The sequence below is a fragment of the Bacteroidota bacterium genome (genome assembly GCA_040388375.1).
Lineage (GTDB): Bacteria > Bacteroidota > Bacteroidia > UKL13-3 > UKL13-3 > JAAFJM01.
This window is the reverse complement of record JAZKBU010000022.1, coordinates 1-22,830: the sequence shown is the minus strand read 5'-3', so window position 1 is coordinate 22,830 and position 22,830 is coordinate 1. Positions and strand designations below refer to the sequence as shown.

The following is a 22,830-nucleotide window of genomic DNA, read 5'->3' as shown; positions in this document are numbered from 1 at the left end:
TCTTGTGCGTTCAATACTTCGGCCTCGTAAGCCCCATCTTCAACTGATTTTACTACTAAGTTATCAATAGTAAAACTGCCGCTGCCGCTATTGTCAGCTCCGAATTTATAGCGATACATACCTTGCGGGGCTGTAAAGGTAAAGGTATAATGCCCGTTACTGGTGGCAAAGCCTGTGTACTGGGTTACTCCACCTCCGGCTGTATTATAATTAGCTGCAGCCTGGAACCATACCTGACTGGTACTGCTGCTTTTGGTTACATCAAAATCTACTTGGTATGTTTTGCCCGCAGCTCCTTCTACATCAAATAAACTACCTACCTGCGCGTTAGTGGCAGTACAGGTTACATTTAGCTTATTACCTGACAAACTCATACCTGATACATTGGAAACGGGATATATATTATTATAGCTGCCAGCATCGAAATTGGCTTCAATTAAACTTTGCCCACCACAATTATATTTCTTTTTATCGGAAACTACTACTAAAACATTGCCTAAATGGTTGCTTAGCTCATAGTTTTTAGCGCCACGGGTTTGGGCTATATGTATATTATCTAAAACAGGTTCTTCATCTAAGGTGCTGTATTCTGTTACATTTACATTACCCTCGTTTACAGTGCCTGTTATATGCACCGCTTTGCTTACTACGGTAATATTGGCCTTGTATATACCTAAGCGACTACTGCCATACATATGCCACTCGTTTACTTTTAATTTGTCTACATATAGGTTGCTGGTTGGCAAATACTCATTTAGTAATTGGTCGGTAATACTTTGACCATAATAAGTGCGAATGGCATTGAAATACTGTTTTATACCATTACCTGTCCCTGAACTGTTGTACAGGGTTGGGTTAGCAGCCTGAAATGTTGTAACCGGAGCTGCATCTATAAATACCGACTGGTAAACAAACTGATACGCCATATTATTTTTAAACCATGCTACCATGGCATTTTCTCCTCCAATAAAATTTTGTCGGGTAGTTGTATTTAATAAAGTATAATCAAAGCTACTTAAAGCGGAAACTACAATACCTAAATTTAATTGGTCGCCACTAAAGGTAAATGAACCAGCAGCGCCTAAATAAAACAAGCGTTTAAACTCTGGTATATTATTTAGCAGTGCCACCCTAAAAGTAGGCTCGTTTATTAACAGCTCATTTATAAGGTCATAAACTCTATACCCATTTTCAATAAATTGGTACTCAAAATTATTATTCAAAGCATCTACAATAGATGTAGGCCCATCATTATCAACCCTTAACTGAATGGATTCTAATTCACTTTCCTGGTCTGAAAGGGGTATACCCAATTCATCCATGGTGTTTACATAATCATCGTTATAATAGTCCATAAACTTAAGGAAGAATGCTCTTCGTGTAATTGGATTATTTATTATAGTAGTTGGTAAATCCTGAAACGAATTGTTTGCCTGATTTCTGACATACATTTGGTTTCTTAAATACACCAATGGATCTTTTGAGGTAAAGTTTGAAATGGCTTGCAGAAATACCCAATTATCATAATTATCGATAACAGCATTGGCTGAACTTGTATTTGCATTTAAAATTGACTGCATGTCAGAATTGGTTAAAAAACTATTTAGTTTAGTACTATTCCCTATAATATTGTTTTCTAACGCTGTTTTAAGTGTACTTACTGTTTGGTGTTGGCCTGCAATAAAGCCTGCAAAACTGGTGTTACCTGATTTGGTGACCAACTTGCTGTTTACACTGCTATAAGTTAACTGCTCAAAATCAACTGTTTTGTTGAACTCGCGCTCGTAAGTAGCTAAAATATTGCCTTGTGCATCGCGCATGTAGTAAGTATATATGCGGGGTGCTGCTGTATTGGCAGGTATTACAATTTTTACTGCCCTATGCCCGTCAGGGGTATATTCAAACTCCAGGTTTGGTTTGGTACTACCTGACTGGCGGGTAATTTTCTTGATTTTACCGTATATATTCCACTCTATTGCATCAATTTCTTCTGCTTGATCTTTTACTAAATTACCAATGGCATCGTAGCTGTAGTTGATGGTATTTTGCAAATCAGTAGTATTTTCCTGATTATCTATATCATCTGGATAGTTACCACTGGCGGTTAAATCTTTTACCGACTTAAGGCGGTTTGTATTGGCATAGTAGTTATAGGTTAAATTATCCATGGCTACAGTGGTACCTGCCCCGTTTCTGAACTGGGTTACTATATTGCCATTGGCATCGTAGGTAAATTGGTTATTCCAGTTGGTGGTACTTACCAATGCATTGGTGGCATCCTTGTAAAAATACTTGGCTTCGGCTATACGGTTTAACTGGTCATATTGGTAAGCGCTTACTAAAGCATTACCGGCAGTACCACTCATTAACTCGCCTATAGCGGTAACCATGCTGCTTATATTGCCATTGTATAGTTGTTTGGCAAAAGTACCAAAGCCTGCATTGGTGCTTATTATATCGCCATTAAATTTATTGATATAGGCGAGGGCTGATGAGTTTTGTTGTATTTGGGTATAATCCTTATCGTGGTAATTGAGTATAAAGCCCATTTCATCCTTAGGTACTGTTTTGTTTACATTGGTAGTTTCGGCCATGTAGGCATCTTTACCCATATCGTCAATGGCTTTCAGGCTGCTGCTGTTTACGCCTTTTAACCAACCTTGTAAGGTATAAGCATAATCTACACCTTGTACTTTTAACTCGCCTAACTCGGTTCTGGCTAATGGCCCGTGGTAATAATATTGGTAAGCAGCATCTAATCCAATATTATCAAAACCTGCGTTGTTTGTAGCATCAATCAACTCCTGGCGAGGAGCACTGTATGAGCTTACCAGTCTGTTTTCCGCATCGTATTTATAGTGGTGTATATATTGGTCTACTTTACCGTTTTGGTAATATACGTTTTCTACTTTACCACTGATTACATCAAAATCGTAATCAACTGTTTTAGTACTTTGGTTTACAATTTCTAAACTTTGTATATAGCGTTTTATTTGTTTTACGTTGCCTTGTATATCGTAGGTATACGAAACAGCATGCGATGGTTTAATACTTGAGCTGGTTGGATAAGTATTAAAGAAAGCCACTTTTGCTACTCTGCTGCGTAAGTTTACTGCACCTGAGGCATCAGGGTCATTATCGTAATAGGTACGGGTTATTTCCTTTTTATTACTTTGGCCCACAATATCACTTTGCACAAAACCAGGCGATTCCAGTGTGCTGGCACTTGCATAAACACCATCTAATGTATTGTTTACCAATTCACCTACTTCTACTATTCTGCCTAATGCATCGTAATTGGTATATGAATGCGATTGTGGTGTTTTGGCATATTGCTTGGCGTTTTGCGACAATATTAAACGGCCCACTTTATCGTACCCAAACTGACTGATACCTGCATCAGGAGTGGTTTGCCAGATTAACTGATCAAGCGTATTGTACTTGTAATTAGTAGTAAACGTGTGTGTAACATCTACAGTAGTAGCTATAGTAACAGGTGTATAACCGGGGTCAGGGTTTTCTACATGGTAGTAATTAGCATATTCTTTCTTACGTTCGGTATGAATGGCTTTGGTATTGGTAGGGTTAAGCGGGTTTACTCCTTGCGGAGGTACAGTTCGCACTAAATTACCTGCTACATCATAGTAATAAAGTGTATAATGGTATTGGTTATCAGTATATTTTTTAACAAAGGTTTCGTTTGTTTTTAGTGCATCTAAACATTTTTTGTTGTAGTTGGCTCTTTCTTCCTCAATAATGGCTTTCTTGTAATTGTTATAGTTGTACCATGCTGATGCTTTGGCTGAGTTTTGTAAACTTACTTCGCAAGGGTCTGGCGAGGTATCGGGTTTTTTACAAAGTTTAATACATTTTACATTGCAGTCAACCTGACGAGTTAAACCATCTTCAAAATAACCATTAACAAGCACCTCTTTTGAATAATTTTTGCCACCTATACTCAATAAAACAGAAGCTTTAAACACAAACCAATTGGTGGAATTAAATGAAGTACTGTTATTGAAAGTATAAACAGGAACTAAATCAGATATGCTTACTATGTTTTGAAAACCAATTCTAGAGTCGTCAACAACCATACTCAATTTAAATCTTTTCTTTAGGTCAACGAAATAACTACTGCTGGGGCCAGGTGCAACGCCATCTTTGAGGGTAATTTCAGCATTTAATTCTCTTATGTTTCCAACACTATATAATGTAGGATAATATTTTATTTCAGCCAAACTTAAATTTGATGAACTTGATAAGCCAGGACTAAATATTGCCAATAAATTTGTTGCAGAAAGGGGGTAACATTTATTACTACCTGCCAGTCTGTTATTTGTATAGGTATAACCTATTGGCGGGCTAAGATAACAACTGCTGGTTGTGCCTTTAACAATTTCTTGCAATAGCGCCTGTAAGGCTAAAACTTTAGCATTTGGCAATGAACAAAAATTATTTACTGAAGCAGTGGTTTGGCATTTCACCTGCTCTTCGGCACAAAATTTATTGTTGATATCGCAACTGCATAAAATATCTTTAAGCCACAATCTAATGTTTTCTGCATTAATACTATTATCGGAAACAATTTCTAATTGTATAAAATATGTTTTATATGATTTGGTTTGGACCAAATTATAAAAAGTAATTAAAGAGGCATCGTTTTCGGTACTAACATTTGCTAGTACATTTATATACCCTTTATTAGGATAAGTTGAGTTGAGGTCTGCTTCAAACAGTTCACAATAATGGGTTATTGTACCCTCCCCTCCACCGGGATTGGTGTTACAATAACCTGGGTCAACAAGGCCACAGTTACATAAACTTTCTCTTAAATGGTATTTTCCTGGGTTATTATAAACACTGTTGTAGTCGGCAGTGGTTAATAACCCAATATCTTTACCTAAATATTGCGATACGTTGTTCCTTAAATTATAGCAAGCGCTCTTACAATTATCTGTTGATATTAAATTGCATTGGCATAATTGATCTTCATATTGCTGCCTGGTTAAGTAACCACCATTAGCGGTGGTAAAATAGTTATGATAATTTGTGTTCGAATAAAAATTATTGTCAATAGAATATATATAGTCAGACGCCACTAAATCATTGATGGATTTGTTTAATATCTGACTCACCATAAATTGTATGTTATAACAAATACCTTGACTGATAAAATAGTTGGAAATATTATTGATACGTGTATTTAAAAAAGTATCAATTACATTTTTAATTTTTATTTCTTTATGCAAAAAATAATTAATATCTCCTATACCGGCAGTTATAATAGATTCATTGTTTTCTGATACTACGGTTAGATAGGTATTGTTAACTTTAGGAATAAAATATTTGTATTGTGTGGGTTTTACTACTTCGTTATCTAATTTCCAAATATTGTTATACTGGCTATTAACAGCAAATGTATAAGAGGTAGTAGTGGCTTTGTAAATTAAATAAGCTTGATTGTATTCTGTTTGGAGTGCTTCCATATCATTATCGGGGATTGATGTGTAGCCCAAACATTTAGCCATAAAATTAAAATAGTCGGTTTCGGCTAAGTTGAAACCAATTTTGCTGTTAATAAAAGCGGTTAGGGTGTTATTTGCTTGGTAAGCGGATGACTTGTTGTAGTACTCTTGATTTAACTCTCTAAACCTGGCACAATTAAAACAGTTGCCACTCTCACAAGTCATTGTATCAAACGCAGAGATTAAGTTTTTTATATCAGTATTGTTTGAAGTACTTATTAAATTGCAGTTAGTTCCACCTTCCACAGTTGAAACAGTGGTTTGATTACAATTGCCAAAAAGTATACACGGATTTAATCCTGTCGCACATAAATCGGATTGAAGATTAACACTAATCGGATTATTTTTTAAATCGGTCATATTACCATTGGCATCATAAGGTTTAGGAAATTTAATCAATCCCGGATTACAATCCGTTTTATATTCGTAACCTAATCTTATAAAAACATCTTCAAACGACTTATCCGTATTTGTTGAACTTGGTTTAACGGTAGATGCCCCCAAAGGATTTTTTTCATCACAACCATTTTGGCAAACAGCAATCAAAGCATTTTTTAAAGTAGTTATTTCCGCAGCACGTGTAGTAGGATCACTGCTGAAGCTGCAAGCACCCAGTTTATTAATCCACCCATCAGCCATATTGGTACAGGCTTGTTTACATTGCTCATCAATTTTAGCAAGGTTTTTGTTTTTAGCAATACCTACATTGGCTATACTAGGTGCGGGTGCTGAAAAGCGTATATTGTTGACATCAAGATTTGGGTAGGTTGTTGTGTTTCTTAGTGTATAAGCAAAATCGTTGTATAATTTTACTTTTATAGCCTGGTATAAGGCTTTGTAGGTAGTCCAGAATAAGTTTTTAGCGCGGTAATCACAGGTGCTTATATTACTTAGTGCGCTGCTAATACATGAAGAAGTAGAAGAACTATTGGTGCTTTTACAAAAAGTTAAATATGCAGCCAATTGCTTTAAGCTAACAGAACCACTTAAGCCAGGTATTGTAATTCCTAAAGTTCCGGCAGCTGTGGTATTAATTTGCGTTTGAAAATTGCTGGCTATTGTACTTAATTGTGTGTTAAGGCTTGTTATTAATGGGTCTTTATTGTTACTAGTACCGGTGCCAACATCTTCCATATACTTCCAGTTGTTAGCTTCTGTATAGTCAGATACGCTGCTAAACTCCATATCATAGGTTTTACTTTCGGCTAAAATATTGCATGCTTCGTATTGGTAATATTCGGGGTGCAGGTGAACCAATGCTTCTGCATATTCGCGCTTCCAGTATTTTTTTAAATCGGCCAGGCTTAAATCTTTTAACTTGGTAACGGTGGTTCCGCTGCCTACTATAATGCCATTGTCTATGTCATCAAAATAGGCTATACCTTGGTACCATAGGCTTGCATCGGTATTGGTTTTAAATACCGAGTAGTTACCACCTGTGCTTGAACTCATATCACCATATAAGCCATCAGGATATACATCGTTCAGCATAATTTCTCTGTAAGTAACGCAAGGATTTACTTTAACACCACAACGTTCTTTGGCCACATCATACTCTTCGCCAATTAAGTTTTTACGTATATTATCAGGATCAGAAGCATTTCCAAAACGACTGGCATATACATTGGTAATATAGGTTTGTCTTATATCTCCTCCTTGTTTTTTGGCTATATTATACGCCTCACAAGGTCTGCACTGTTCTAAATTTATTTTGGCTGCTTCTTCTGCCTCAAATTCTGCAAGGGTTTTACATAATTTATTAGGGACTATTTCGCGCAAATAAGTTTCTCTGGCATCCTGGTCAACCGTAATTTTTCTGCTTACCGTATATTTTCCGGCAGGTAGGGTAAGGGTTATGTAACCATCAATTTTTTGTGAAAAGTTTTCTTTTACAGAATTGGTATTAAAGATGGTACCAGATGTATTACATACATCGTTAATAACACTAGGACCTATTTTTCTGGTAATAGGTTTAAAATCTGTTGTGCCTACTTCACCTTGTAAATACTCTGCACCACACTCATCGGTAATGCTTATTTCCAAATTATAAATACAATCTAAACAATAGAACTCGCTTCCATTACATAGTTTACTGTAGGTGGCCGGGCTTAAAGCATACTGGAACTTATAGGTTTGGCTTTTGCCTACTAAAATGGGTGATGAAAGCAAATAGCCATCTTCAATTTTGGTTTGGCTATGCTCTAATAAATCTACATCAATGTCCTGTGTTTGAGTAGCACTTGATAGCGCATTGGTTCCCGCTCCATTATCGCCTGTTAAGGCTGTAACTATTACTTTACCGCTCAGGTCCTTAATGCTCACGCTAAACTGACCGTTGGCATCGCGTACCATTTCTTTGGTGTAATGTGAGGCAAAACCCACTTCGGCACCAAATAAACGGTCTAACTCTTCCTGCTCCGGTCTGCCATAAAAATAGCGTGTTTCTTTTTGTGGTGAGCCCAGTCTAAAATCAACACCCGGTTGTGTGCTCATGCTAACCCTGCCTGTATTATCGGGGGTATAAACAGTTTGCACAAACGGATAAAAACCATCGGTACTATTACCACTACTTGGTATAAACTGGTGTTTTGTGTTAATAGCAGCCCCTGTTAGCCAAGCGTTATTGCTTGAATAATATTTGGCTGCACCTGATGTGGTTGCCATACCCAAGGTAGTAGTTCCACAGTTGCTGGTATTAAAATCAAAATCAGTAGCACTATAAGCAACACTTGTTCCGTTTACTGATTGGTTAAAATTAGGTACGTATTTTAAACTATTGGGCGTAGTAGGTACGGGCAGTACTTCTATAGCCGGCCTGCCTTGGTAATCGTATATGGTTTCTTTCACCAACGCAAAATCATCGGTATTGGAAGTGGTAATTACCTGACGCGATTTGAGCGTACCATCAAAATAATTGATAACCTCTTTTTTCTTTCCATCTTCTGCGTAAGTACAATTAAAAATCCAGTTTAGTTTAGGGCTATAAGTAGCTATTTTAAGCGCTAGCGACTGACCCAGAGAAGCTGTGCCACCACTATTGTACACTTGTGCTCCGCCAAAAAAGTCGGACCAAGGGCATTGTATCATTCTTACTTCGGTAATACTACCACCTGAATTACGTACGGCTATTCTGCCTAAAAACCTGGCTCTTATGGAGAGTACTCCCTTTTCAAATATATTGCTGAGTATATAATCAGCAGTAGCTGCAGCACTATAGGGTACTACCACTGAAATAGCGTATTGATTGTATTGTGGAATATAAGTAACAGTAGTTGATGTGATTTCTTTTTCTTTAAATTGAGCACTTGCATATTCAAAGTATTGGTCTTCACTAAAATTCCATTGAATTTCTACCGAATCTATCCAATTGGTAAAATTACCTTTTTGTAATGTCCAGTAATCGGTAAAGTATGAATTACCTGAAATAGCAGATATCTCATCATCGCTGCGAACTGCCGCTTTTATTAATATATGCTCATTATCGGTATCGTAACTGGCAGAAACTTTAGGGGTAAAATAAGCCAATTTATTATCAAGATAATTACTTATCGAAGAAACATATACAATTCCTCCATTTACTGTTTCACTATTGCTAAACAAGGTTGGTTTGGTTAAGTAGTCGTATTCTAATTCGGCATATAACTCTACAAAATCTTTTATACTTAGCAGGCTGTTTGAGGTGGTAATGGATTCAATATAAGCAGAGAAAAATACAGCATCATCTATTTTAAAAATATCCAGGCTTTTATATTGCTGCCCTTTTGTTTTGCTATAGCTTACCGTCAGTTGTGCTGACTGTTCTGTGGCATCGTAGGTACCCGTGGTGCTTAGTTTTTTATACTTTATGTTTACGGTATAGGTAAAGTTATCAGGGAAACATAAATTGGGGTATTTATCCAAGTCTTTTACCCTTAATTTAATATTGGCAACGCTTTTTAAAATATCAACAGCATTTATTTTATTGTTAATGGCACTAGCATTTGACCCAGGCCCCGGCCAAAATGGGCTGTATGTACCTATTGTTCCTGCATAAGCATTCATAATATCGGCATAACATGCCACTTTCCCACCAGTTACTAAAGTTGAACTAGTCAAAATTTCACTAGGGCTTACTACTACCTTGGCAAACGATTGATAGGCAAATAGTAATAATACTAATAGAAGACAAAATTGGCTTTTTATATTTACAGCTGTTTTCATTGTTAATTTCACTGGGCTTTAATTAGTTTCTTTTTGTTTTATTGATGCTTAACTGGTCTAACAATTTATAGTGACTATATTTTTTTGACAGTTCATATTGTTTTTGTTTTTTGGCTATAATATCGCTGGCTTCAAAAAAATCAGGCGCCACATTCCATTCATGAAAGGTATACTCTACTACCATAATGGGTATAATAGATGCATCCTTTTCGCCAACCAATCCTCGTTTTTCGTATTCTTTTATTACATCGTCCTTGTAATAAATACTACTCTTTTTAATGGTATTGTTTTTACTATCAAAAAGCAACGTCCATTGCTTATACGGTGCTTTCTCGCTGAATGTTATTTGGTATGTTCTAATGCCCAAAGTATCGCTTACTAAGTTTACATTTTTCAAATACTCCATCATTACACTATCGGGCAGTATTTTATTGAACTGCTGTGTAAGTTTGTTCTCTTTATTGCTTTTTGAGAGAACCGCCTTTTTGTTGCGTTTGTATAATATTAATTGAAAGGTTTTATTGCCATAAAAAGTATAATGCGAATTATCAATATACTGATTATTGCCATCCAATTTCATTTTAATGGTGGATGCTTGTATAGGGGCACCTTCTAATTTTTTATCGTATAACTTATACTGTATATTCATGTCTACCTTTTGGGTAGCCACCAATTTGTAAAAAGCATTGATGTCCTTCATCAGCAAATCTCGGTCGCTGGCATAAGCACTTAATACACTCAGGCATATAAACAATATGCCCCATATGCGTTGCCTATATTTTTTACTGGCCATTGACATTTGAATTGTTTTTACGGTTTTCCTGAATGGTAATAATTCCTTTTTCGGTTTCTCTTCGTACCGTTACCAATTCGCCCTTATTGTTATACATATAAAAAGTAGCATAGTTATTTTCATCTAACATGGCTTTTACACGGTGTTGTTCATCGTATATATAATTTTTTATATTGGCATCAAACGGGTGTAAACGCACATCATCAAAATAAACATTGTTGCCCGAACCGGTGGCATTGTTTTGTAAAGTAACACGGAGCACATAAGCATCGGTAGCGGTGCCCTCTACGGTGCCGTTTTCAAGGGTAAATTCACCATAAAAACGTTGCCAGCCTCCTATAACCGGGCCGCTTGGTGTGAAGGTAAATGTATGCAATACATTGCTGCGTCTTTGGTCCAGTACTTCTACTTTACAGGCGCCTTTGATGGCATCGGTAGCAAAAAAGTTGTTTGAGCTATGTACCCATCCACTTATTACATATTTTTTATTTACCAGTGGATAAAATGGTAAAAGGGCATTGTCAAGTGTACTCGGGTATTCTTTAGCTATGTAAAAATTAGCGGCTATATTTTCGCCATTAGGAATAGCCAATGAACTATTACCTGTATGGTTCAGTTTAGGAATGTAACCAATAGCGTTAACACCCACTGTTTGATTGGTTATAACGGAGTTATTAGTAAAATTTATCTTTTCAAAATAGTGTTTATCTGTACTACTGAATATGTTGGTGCTATAACTCATTCCTTTTAACTCGTTCTCCGTTTCAAAATTAAAAACGGTGGCTTCGCTTTGTTTGCCATTTTCTATATACAATTGGGGCTTATGGCTAATGCCATAACCCTGTTGGTTGGTATAGCTTGTTTTATTGTCGTACATAAACTGGTCTTTTAAATACGATACGGAACGGTACCTATCCAAGGCATCTTTACTTTCTGCTTCTGCTCCTGTATATGGGTCAAACAAGGTAGATGTTTCGGCCATTTTCCATTTAGAAGTGCTGGCCGTAAAATCGGCCATAGTTTTGGCATCTAAATTATAAAACGCACTGTAGTTGGCATAAACGCCTTTGGTATTGGCAAATTTTTCAGCGGTGGTATTGGTAGTGCGTTGGTCTTTATACAACAAATTGGTTTGTGGTTTTATAATAACCGATTTATGTGCCAAAGCCTGACCTGCATTTAAATAAAAATTACTATTAACCAAGGTAGCTGCAGTGTAAGGGATAAGGCTAAATCCTTCTTGATAACTTATATAGGTTGCTTCAGAAACAGTGGTTATATCACCCGTTGAAATATGTTTGAACTCAACATTACATGCTCCATTAATCGCAAATGTGGAAACATCACTACCCACTAATGCATAATTGGCTAAAATAATTTTATGGATTTTATTATTCTGATGAAAGCTGGTGTTATTTGCTAAAGAATAGGCACTAGGTAAGGAAATAGAAAAATTTGTCACTGGTACTGAAGAGGCCCCTACAATAGTTCGTATATCTAATTTTTTATTACTACTTGTTTCTAAGTATGAAAAATTAACATTATGGGTACCACCAAGCTTATTTCTTAATTTATTTATAAATGAACTTTTATAATCATTTGTAGCGGTTGATGATAGAATACTAGATGGAATAGTATATGATAAAGTTCCTGTTAATCCATATCCTGATGGAAAACTAAAATCGTATATTTTAACACTGCCATCAGCTAGTATAGTATTTAAAGCAGCTATATGTTCTAAAAAGAAATAGGTAGAATCGTTCTGCGCACTTTCAGTAAAACTTTTGTATTTGGTTTGGTCTATCTGGTAAGTAATGGCTTTGGCATCTAAAATTTGTGTACTGGCTTGTAAATCGAGTTTGGTGTTACTGCCACTGATACTGAATGGTTTTTTTAAACTGGTAGCAGTAAAAATAGGCATGTTTTGCATGTTTCTGCGGCCCGAACGCACTATTTTTAAACTAACAGACCCACTACTGGTAATGGCAGCACCGGTTAAAGCCTCGTACAGCTTAAAATTGCTTCCTTCTTTATCTACAATGGCCAGGGTCGTATTGTCTATTAATACTTCATCGCCTTTGCATAAATGGGTTGTAACGGCTGAAGTGGTTATGTTTCCACTGCTTAAGTTTACGCCTGTAAATCCTATACCTATATTTTTGTACCCTGAGCCCATATTATCGTACATCCAATGTGCAGGGTAGGTAGTGCTGTAAACATCTTTCTTAAACTCGTTGGTAGTTTTGGTTACCAATACATCGCCAGTTAATGCATCAAAGGCTATATTTTTCGTGGTAATTTCCGAGCCATCCTGTATTACTTTTACTTCATCAATAATGCCATACACCGTGCTTACCCTGTTTAAGGTTGTTGAATAAAAGTTATCGGTAGCTCCTTCATATTTTGGGGTAATGGGTATAAATGGAAAAGCTGCAGGAATAGGTACAAGTGAAATGGTAATAACTTCAAAAGCCAAATCTACATTACCTCCATAGGTATCATTCATCTTTTTTCTGTTATCGGCATACATTTCTGATTCAACCCCTATGGTTTGTTTGCTTTCTACTCCACTATCATCAATTACGGAAATGTTTGTATTGTCTAACTGGTAAGGGTTTGAGGTTTTGGTTTTATAAGTATAATAAGTACCGGTTAACAGTACGGGTACTTTTTCGGTTGGGGCTAATTGCTTATACACCTCAACCGATTTAGGCTTGCCATGCATATCGTTACACTCTATTGAGAATCCCTGACTAATGTATTTTTCTTCGAACGACTGTTTGTATACAAACAGGTCAATTACCGGTGTCCAAACACGCTCGTCTGTTACAGCGGTGTGGCTTACAATGGTAGGAAAATCTTTGGCGGTGTAAAAAGAGCTTACCGTTTTACCTATACCATGGCTGGTTACTTTTTGTTCCGATAAGCCGCTACCTTTTGTTCTGCCTAAATTGGTTACTGTTACTTTTGAATAACCCACACTGGCCGTTGGGAAAAACGACTCACCAATAGGTCCTTCAATCATTTCATCTTCATCAGGAGAAAGAAACGTTTCTTTGGTGTATCCAATGGGTAATTTAAACGGATTTTCATCACTACCTGAGCTGGGCTCATAAGCAGCTACTCCTGAACTGATTAATCGGGTAGCTTCCTGGGTAGTTTCTTCCATGGTATAGTCAAATTCCTGCCCAAACTCTTCACTGGCCCCTGTATTATTGGTTATGCTATACCATTCATCGCTGATGGTTATTTTTTTTACCCTTGTCCCTCCGCCTAATTTTTTCTTGTATGGCTCGTTCAGGCGACAAAATGATTCGCCCAGGGTTATGTATTTACAGAAACCTCTTTCCAATAACTTATCATTTACACCGAATAAGGTAGTAATTAAATCGCCTATGCCTAATAGCTTCATTGCAAATTCACCTGCATCAGCTCCACCTTGTTCCATTTCGCCAAACGAAGTAGGATTTACCACAAAAGGTAAATTTGCTTTGGCAAAATTGAAACCTGATTTGGTAAACGGGTGTAAATTTTTGGGGCTAACCCTGCTTTCTAAATCAACATTTTTTACTTCTACATAAAAGTAAGTGTCATCATTGCTTGCTAAACCACTTGATTTTAAACTGGCATAACCCGATATCCATTCTTTATCATTATTACCCATTACACCCATCAGTAGCTTGAAAGAAATATCATGTAAATTATCTACACACTGGTACATGTAGTTTTCTTTTGCTTTATGTATATCATCCGGATCACTATAACCAGAGTATACTTGTGCAGGTATTTTAAAAAATATAAACGAGCTGTTTGCTATAGAGAGCGTACCATTATCATACAAAACATTTTTGTTCCCTGTAGGGACATTGGTAGAATTATTGACCGCCTCTATTTTCATCATTTGTGCAGCACGCTTGTTTTGCACATAACCATAATCATCTGACTCGTAATTTACTTTTATAATACCTCCTGAAGGTAATTTTACTTCACTTAACAACCAAGCTGAAGCGTTTGCATCGGCAATGGTTTTATCCTGTTTTACGTATGGGAAATTAATATTGTCGGGTTCGCCTGATAAAGGATCAGCTTTGTAGTTACCCCACCTGTCAGTATTCGACTGATTGTATGATGGGTTAACAGCACTATAGTTAAACTTATAGGTACTTACTATTTTGGTTGAATTGCCATAAGTAAAAAACACTTTTTTAAGGGTTAATTTTCCCGGATCGCCTGTTTTATCCCACGCATTATGTATACCAGGACATAGTGAATAATCGTAATCAAACCAAACTGTTTTAATGGGTGTGGCGTCTTTTAACGGATTAGCTATATGGTTTTCGTACTCGCTGCGTGTATAAAGCACAATGCGCTTTAGCCTGAATGAATAATTATTGATATCGTTATAAGTGGGTCCTGTACCTCCATCACCGGGTAGTATAGCCCGGGCATCATTTCTTGGCTCAATTACAAAAACGGCTACATGGTTTTTGCTTTCTATGGTTTGTAAATACCATAATTCTTTGGTGCCTTCTACAAAACTGGCTTTGTTATCGTGGCTCATACTTTTTAGGCCTTCAATAAAAGTAGCTTTACCTTCTTCAGCAGGGGTTCTCCACTTGTATGCTGAAGCCGTTCTAACATAATTAAATTTGGTATAATTGCCCAAATCTTCCGTCCCTAAACCACGCGGAGCCATGTCTACATAATCGGGTTGTACAATACCGCTTAGCAAATAGGAGTGCGCATAACCCGGTGTTTTTATACTATTGTAATACTGGTCTGATTTGTCGTCTCTATCACTTCCTTTTTTGTTGGTGGTATAGCCTGTTATCTGGGCATTTATATCAACCACGTTGGTTTGGGGGTTGAGCACAGGTAACCCTTCTGTATTACCTGATACATCGCCTGTACTGGTATATACTTTTCCAATATTTACGGTATATTCTGTTTGCTCATTGTTATAAGCTGCCGCACCATATATATAACGGGTTCCATTGGTTTGGTGCACCGTAATTTCGCCAATGTGATGACCTTTGCGTTTACTAATTTCGTCAGCATATACATTGCCGGTAGTTCCTTGCGGAATGGTAGCGGAAGCTAACCATGAATAGGTACTTAAATTGGTAAACTCTCTACTTGCATTTTCATAAGCGGGTGAAAACATAGGTGTACCCGGGCCTAAAATGGGTTGTTGAAAAGCTGATTGGTTATTGTAAGTTAATACCGATACATATTGGTTTTTAATTGTTCTTTTATCCGGATATAAATTACTTCCATAACCGGTACCTAAGTTTTCATCGCTTACATTATCGGCAACTAAATCTCCTTTTGCTTCTACTTTAAATGGATGAACTCTTTCTACTTTAGGCTTATAAGGTATGCCTAAGTTTTTATAGTAAACTAAATTGGTATTAACAGTATTTTTTTCACCTGCCATTTTAAAATAATTTAATTCAAACTCAGGTTTATCATTTACATTGGTATAATCGTTTACTTTATCTGTAAAGCTATTCTGCCACCTTCCATTTTCTTCGCTATTATAAGAATATCTAAAATTGTATTTAGTATGTATATCTGATGTGGCACCAAATTCAACAGACATACCACCACTATTGGATGTAGACGTGCTTTTGTCATCGTGAAAAACGGTTATACCATTGCGCATAACTCTAAACATACCACCTATGCCCTGGCCGGAAATAGAATAAATATCGTACATATTAACAGGCATTGGTAAAAGGGGTTTGTTTTTAGAATATGCACCATCATGGTCCCTGTTAAAATCCAATAATACGTTTCCGTCTACACTGTTGTTATTGTTTTGATAAAAGGCTCCATAAGCTCCTTTTTTAAAAGTTTCACCATCGGTACCTTCCCAATTAACCGATACTTTTATTGTTGGAGAAGCAAATATAGCAGTGGCTGCAGTACCAAAAGACATATCAAAGCTAAAGTTATAGTTTTGCATACTATTGGCTAACTGAGGCGTATAACCATTACCATTGGGAAAGTAACTTGATAATAAACGGGCCTCTCTACCCAACATAGAAGTAGATATTGCTGTATTTTTTGCAAAAACCTTTGTTTTATTTTTTTTATCAAGAAATAGGCTAACACCCGGAATTTGGCTTAATTGGCTTTTACACATTTGTATAAAAGTTTTTTTAAGCACATCTTTGGCTGAAAATATTTTTCTGCCCTTTGCATCTCTATTTTCTGCATTTTCTGCATTTTCTGTTTGCATTGAATCTTGGTCTGCTTTCGGTTCTGCACGATTTGGCGGATATCCCTTTTGTTTATCTTTTGATAAAGTAATATCCCAATCAGGAGAAAAATCAAATCCTAATCCTTTGTAATTATTATAAAACAACTCCAAATTTAAATCGACTGAGGCATTCATGTATTTATACTTTGCATCATTCTTTTTTGAAATTTGGAATCCAAATAATTTTGCTTTTGCACTACCACTAAGTCCTAGTGTGTAGCTTGGTTTAATATGGATATTTCTTTCTACCACATCCCCGCTAAAATCGTCAGGTAAACCGCGCATGCTCCTATTAATAGCACCCGGGTTTAAATTCCAGCCTAAACCTACCCAACTGGCTTCCTGGTCCATGCTTACGCCTGACTGGTAGCCTAAATTAATAGGGTAACCATCCACATCCATTAAAGGAATATTGTAATTAAAATCACCTGTAAATAAATCAACCATATCGGCTGTTCCCGCTGGGGTAAAACCCTCTACTTCCGGTTGCGATGGCCCTCCTGAAAGCGCAAACGACACATTTGGAATAATGGTTTCAACAAGCATTAACAAGGCTAAAAATAAAGCGGTTAATTTGGTTCGTTTTTTAGGTTCGGTATACTTTTTCATAAATTAGAACGAGAGTTCGGGTAATGTATTTTTGTTTTTTATTGGTAATGGAATGGAAATATTTTTGGTGAAATAAGTGCTCTTATTCACTATAAATTCGGGCTTGCTTTCTATTTCACTGAAAGGAACAGGAAACGCTAAAATGAGTGTATGCTCATTTACCATATTGTTTGATGATATATAGGTGCTTAGGCATGGATATATTTTATTGCCTTTGTTAATAAGGTACACATCATTTAATACCCCTGACTGGAAATAATTAATCTGGTCTATTTTTTCTACGCTGTCCTTTTTAATAATCAGGCCATCGTTTTGTATTTTAAAAAATATGTAAGTGAAGTCTTCCGTTTCTTCAATTTGCTTTTTCAGCTCTTCCTTACTCAAATGCATGGCATCAGGGCCAATATTCATCAGGGCCATATACTCGCGGCTACGAATGCTAATGGCATATACGGTGCTATCTTGTTGCACACTTTGGGTTAGCCCGTTATCCTTTTTATTGTAAAATTGAACATATTCAGCTATGTTCAAATCATCTTTACATTGGGTAAATACCAAAAGGATAATGATAGCAAATAAACTTTTGCTTTTGTTCATTATCATAATGCGCTATTTAATGGGAGAGTAGTTAAAATGGGTAAGCTTTTTTATAGCGCCTTGGCTAACTTGAATAGTGTAATTTGTATTTGCCTTAATGGCTTTATACTTATTTAAGTTAATTACATATCTATCGTTACCAATATCAAACAAGTCAGCGGGTTCTATTTTTTGAATAACCTGGTTGGTAGCATTTACAATTTGGATAGTAGCTTCTTTTATTACAATACCCTCCACAATTATTTTTAAATCTTCATTGGTTTCGTAATACTTACTATCTGTACCCTGATTTGATAGCTTAATAAAACTCAACAGTCTGTATTTTTCTTTCAATGCTTCTATCGAATCTCTTTGTATGGTGAATTGCCAAACCTCTGTTTTACCTAATGAAACACTACCTTCAAAGGCTTCTACCTGCCAGGCATACTGCTTATCGTAAACCAAAGGCAATGCATTGTAAGGATATAATAAATTGGTATTTGATTGCACCAGGGTGGCAAAAATGGCTGAGTTGGAAGCAATGGCTTCAAATTGATTCTGGTTTCCATGAAGTTGTACCAACTTTAACTGGTAACTAACACTTTTGGGATTAAGTAAAGGAGTTGGTGGAATCCAGTTTAAAATGGGTTGTAAGGTATTGACTACTCCTTTGTCTTCGGGGTACAATAACATTGGTGGATTTAAAGGTAAGTTCTTATAATCTTCACACTCTGTAATTAATCTTTCCAGGGAATTGCTTGCTATAAGCTCCACACAAATCTGGTAAGTACCACTGCTTAATACTTTTGAATTGTTAAACAAAGCTGCACTGTTGCTGTATTTTATACTTAAGCCTCTTGTATTGCCGGCAACCATGTATAGTTGTGCATTTATTTTAATGGCTGATAATGAGGCTTCAAATACTTGCTCTCCACTCTCTTTTCTTTTACATACAATATGTACATCAACCACTTTTTCTTCCACGGGTGATAGCATACTGAAGTTAATCAAATCATCGCTGGTAACGTTAAATTCCTTGCCTGGGAAAAACTGAATGTTAATCTGGGACACACTAACTTTTACTCCAATTAGCATGCAAAGGAGTAACATTGAAAAGAGTTTTTTCATTATACTAAGGCTTAAATTTTTATGGTAAGGCTTGTTCTGAGTATTAACCCATTATTAATACTTCCTTGGCTTTCAAAGGTATTGTTTAACCAATAATATTCAAATCCCATCATGAAACGAAACCTGTTTTTGGTATAAGTTATTCTGCTAGTTATTGATTTATAAGACAATAAATTATTGTTAATTTTTACTAAACCACCCAAACCAAACTCAAACGATTTCCATAATTTACTTCCCTCCACTGATGCATTCATGGTAACAACTGAGTCGCTTTGAGCAGCCTGATACCCTGCTGCACTATTTATTTTAAAGCCTTTTCTATAAAAATCAAGCAGGTTGGTATACGATACCTGGTGCAGAAAGTTTGAACTTGTGTAAACGGCTTCGTTGTTTATTCTATTAAAATTTAAATTCATGGTATTTAAACCTTGTACTGTTTTGTTTTTATAGGTATGTATTAAAGTAATATTAGCCATTTGCGAGGTAAACACATATTGCTTTAAACCAAATTGTGCACCTTCAAAATAATTACTCACCTGCGTATAGTTTACATTAACAATGGTTTTAAACTGCTTATGCATTCTATAACTAAAAAGTACATTGTTATTGATAATATGGGTGGTAGACGATTTAAGTGCCGTAAAATTATCGGCATCGTACTTTAACTGATAGCTGACCTGTATTTTTGATTGGTTGAATAAGCGGGTAATTTTAAGGCTATTGCGCAAAAAATCGTTTCTTAAATTAAAGTTAGCCGGGTTTTTAAAGTCGTAACCCACATATTTTGAGTTAATTTCAAATTTGGTTTTGGCATCAATGTCGCCCGCTAAACCTACTCCGCCTGCCAAAGCATAGGGGTCGAACCGTTGAAACAATTGATTGCTTTTTTGATAAGTACGGTTATTAGAGTCTGATTCGGCATAAGCCAGCTCCCACGAAAAATGAACATTTTCTATTAGCTCTTCCTTACCCCCAATGCCCAATACCAAGTACCGGTTATCGGCTCTTTGTTCTGCATTGCTTGTATTGGGGTTTAAGTATAATACTGATAAAAAGGTATTGCCACTCACCTGCTTTTGGCTTATTTTACCTGCATATATATACCCACCTAGGTTATCGCTGGTATGGTACAAATAACTGGCATAATTATTTAAACGCCCTGCTGTTAATGATATTTCCGTATTGCTGATATTGAACTGAGTGTTTAGCCCTAAATAAGTTAAACCGTTTAAAGTAAACTCTGAATAAATGGGAGCAATACGCCCGATATCTAATTTGTTAATGGCATACAATAGACTAAATCCTTTACCCAGCGTACTGTTGCCACGCATATTTTTTCTTATATTTTTACTGCTCAGTAAATTTGATTTTTCGTTTAACAGGCTTTTATCAATATTGCCCAATTCCCGCTTCTTTAAGTTACGCAGCTTCTTCAGTTTTTCTAATTGTGCTTGTTCTGTTTCATATTGTGCCGTTTGGTTTTTAAGTTGACTTAATTTAATACGTCCCTCCACGCTCGTATCCTTTTTGCTTAGCTCCTGCAGGTGTTTGTTTTCCTTATACTTTTCTAAATTATACGGATTGTTCAATTTGTTCTCCAGCCCATTAATATTGCTATCCAAATTACTTATTTCCGCTTTGGTGTTTAATTGGTCTGCATTCATTTTTTCCAATTGTTTACTGGTAATTAAGTTTTTATTGTACAGGTCGTTTTTAAAACTGAGCACATCCATACTCACCCTAAAATCGCTTAAGTTTAAACTATTATCCGTTCTGAAATTGGTGTAAGTAGTACCTATAGTAATAGGTAAACCCAATATTTTGGCATCAGCCGTTATGCTATTGGTTACCCTTGGGTTTACCGTATTGGCTAAACCATAATAAAAATTATTGCCATACTCCACCTCATTGGTATACGTAATACCAATTTTGTTTTCGGCTTTCAATACTTTTAACAAATCAAAAGTATCCGCCTTTGTTACCTTAACTTGAGGTGCCGGAGGCATTATTAAAACTGACTTTACTACAGGCGTATCCGTTTCCCAGTTGCTGGTATAAACAAGGTCGGCCCTTTTTATACCACTGCCCGTTAATAAACTATCCTGCGTATAAGGTTCCTCATACACAAAAGTATCTATTACAATTTTTCTATTGTTTATTTTGAGCAATTTAAATTGAGCCAGTAATTCATTGCCTTTATAGAATTTCAATAAAAAAGTGCGGTTATTGACGGTATCCTTAGGCGTATATGTTAATAAAAACCGATTAAGCGTGGAGTCGCTTAAAGAGTCTGCTTTATTTTGAGCATTTGTTTGACCACAAAGCAATAGTAAAAAAACAAATAAAGTGGCTTGGGCAAACAGTTTAAACACGCTTAAATTTTGGGGCAATATTAATTGATAAATATAAAATACCAACGTAACCCTGTATGAATTATTGTTTTATTAAGCAAAAAGAGACCTGTTTAGGAGGCTGCCACATGCCACAAAACATAGTACGTCCTATTTATTTCTACATATATTTGCCCGCTTTTTAACGCGGCATAAAATATGTTTCCAACTTTTATTTTCATTATTGTGTCATGAGTAAAACCCATCATGAATTGGTTGTACAATCAAACTTCTTTAAACTACTTAGGCAATTTATCATTGACTCGCAAAGCAAAAAAAGGCTTCAAAAAAACGGAGCTATAATTAAACAAAGCACTATTGATACCTACGAACTACTTTATAAAAATTTACTGAGTTATTGTTTAAAAAAACAATGCTTCATTGAGTTTCCTTTGCTCAACTTTAACGCTAAAAAGGATATTAATAAAGCCGATAAATACTGGAAAGAGTTTTATTTAAAGTTTACCGACTACTTATATAAAGATTTAGATTGTTATGATAACTATGTAGGGAACCAAATTAAGGTACTCAAGGTTTTTTTCAACTATTTGCTTTTAGAAAAAAACATGCCCATTGGCCTGTTTCATAAAAAGTTTTATGTAATGAAGGAAGAAATACCCATTTTGGTATTGGAGCCCGAACAACTGCAATGGCTTATTGATAACAATGACATAGACCGGGAACTAACACCCTTACAAATACGTGTGAAAAATATTTTTATAGTAGGTTGTACCGTTGCTTTACGCTTTTCCGATTTATTGGCCCTTAAAAGAACCGACATTGTATACTCCATGAATGCCATGTATATACAAGTGCGCTCCAAAAAAACAAGTACCTTTACTTCTATTAAATTACCCGATTATGCCAAAGATATTATGGAGGTATTTATGCAAGAAAAAAGAGTGACCGTTTTTCCCTTTATATCGGTTAATTATTTCAACGAGAACCTAAAAATAATTGCTTTAAAAATGGGTTGGAATAAGCCCATTGATAAAATAAGGAATAAACGAGGGGAGCCTGTATTTATTAATAAAAAAGAAGGCACATTGCTTTTGAGCGATTTAATAAGCTCACATATTATGCGTAGAACAGCTATTACAACCATGTTAAGGTTAGGTATGCCGGAACACAGTGTTCGTAAAATATCGGGACATACCCAAGGCAGTAAAGAGTTTTATAGGTACGTAGAGTTAAGCCAAATATATTTAGACAAACAAACCGATGAAGTTTTTTACAAGTTGCGTAATTCTAAATTTTAATTTAGGTTTACACCCAACAAAAACGCCCCTTTTTGACTACTCATGTTAAATATTATGCTTGGAATCCCTTGGTATCAGTAGAGGG

At 36.0% G+C, this 22,830-nt stretch carries 7 protein-coding genes; 1 reads left to right on the top strand and 6 read right to left on the bottom strand.

Annotation, left to right across the window (positions count from 1 at the left end):
- The 6 genes from V4538_17415 to V4538_17390 all read right to left on the bottom strand — a co-directional run.
- A partial coding sequence (locus V4538_17415; protein ID MES2382830.1) for a hypothetical protein occupies positions 1 to 9,725 on the bottom strand: 9,725 nt, incomplete at its 3' end.
- A gap of 22 nt (positions 9,726 to 9,747) precedes the next feature.
- Positions 9,748 to 10,518, bottom strand: coding sequence for a hypothetical protein (locus V4538_17410; protein MES2382829.1), 771 nt, complete (start codon positions 10,516 to 10,518; stop codon positions 9,748 to 9,750).
- On the bottom strand, positions 10,508 to 17,392 hold the full coding sequence (locus V4538_17405) for a hypothetical protein (protein MES2382828.1): 6,885 nt from the start codon (positions 17,390 to 17,392) through the stop codon (positions 10,508 to 10,510). The genes V4538_17410 and V4538_17405 overlap by 11 nt, the downstream gene beginning before the upstream one ends.
- A gap of 3 nt (positions 17,393 to 17,395) precedes the next feature.
- Positions 17,396 to 17,995, bottom strand: coding sequence for a hypothetical protein (locus V4538_17400; protein ID MES2382827.1), 600 nt, complete (start codon positions 17,993 to 17,995; stop codon positions 17,396 to 17,398).
- 6 nt (positions 17,996 to 18,001) lie between these two features.
- Positions 18,002 to 19,096, bottom strand: a complete 1,095-nt coding sequence (locus V4538_17395; GenBank protein MES2382826.1) for a hypothetical protein — start codon at positions 19,094 to 19,096, stop codon at positions 18,002 to 18,004.
- Positions 19,097 to 19,107: 11 nt separating this feature from the next.
- Complete coding sequence (locus V4538_17390) at positions 19,108 to 21,468, bottom strand: hypothetical protein (GenBank protein ID MES2382825.1); 2,361 nt, start codon at positions 21,466 to 21,468, stop codon at positions 19,108 to 19,110.
- Positions 21,469 to 21,677: 209 nt separating this feature from the next.
- Between V4538_17390 and V4538_17385 the strand changes: the two genes are divergently transcribed.
- Complete coding sequence (locus V4538_17385; protein ID MES2382824.1) at positions 21,678 to 22,745, top strand: tyrosine-type recombinase/integrase; 1,068 nt, start codon at positions 21,678 to 21,680, stop codon at positions 22,743 to 22,745.
- Positions 22,746 to 22,830: the final 85 nt, after the last annotated feature.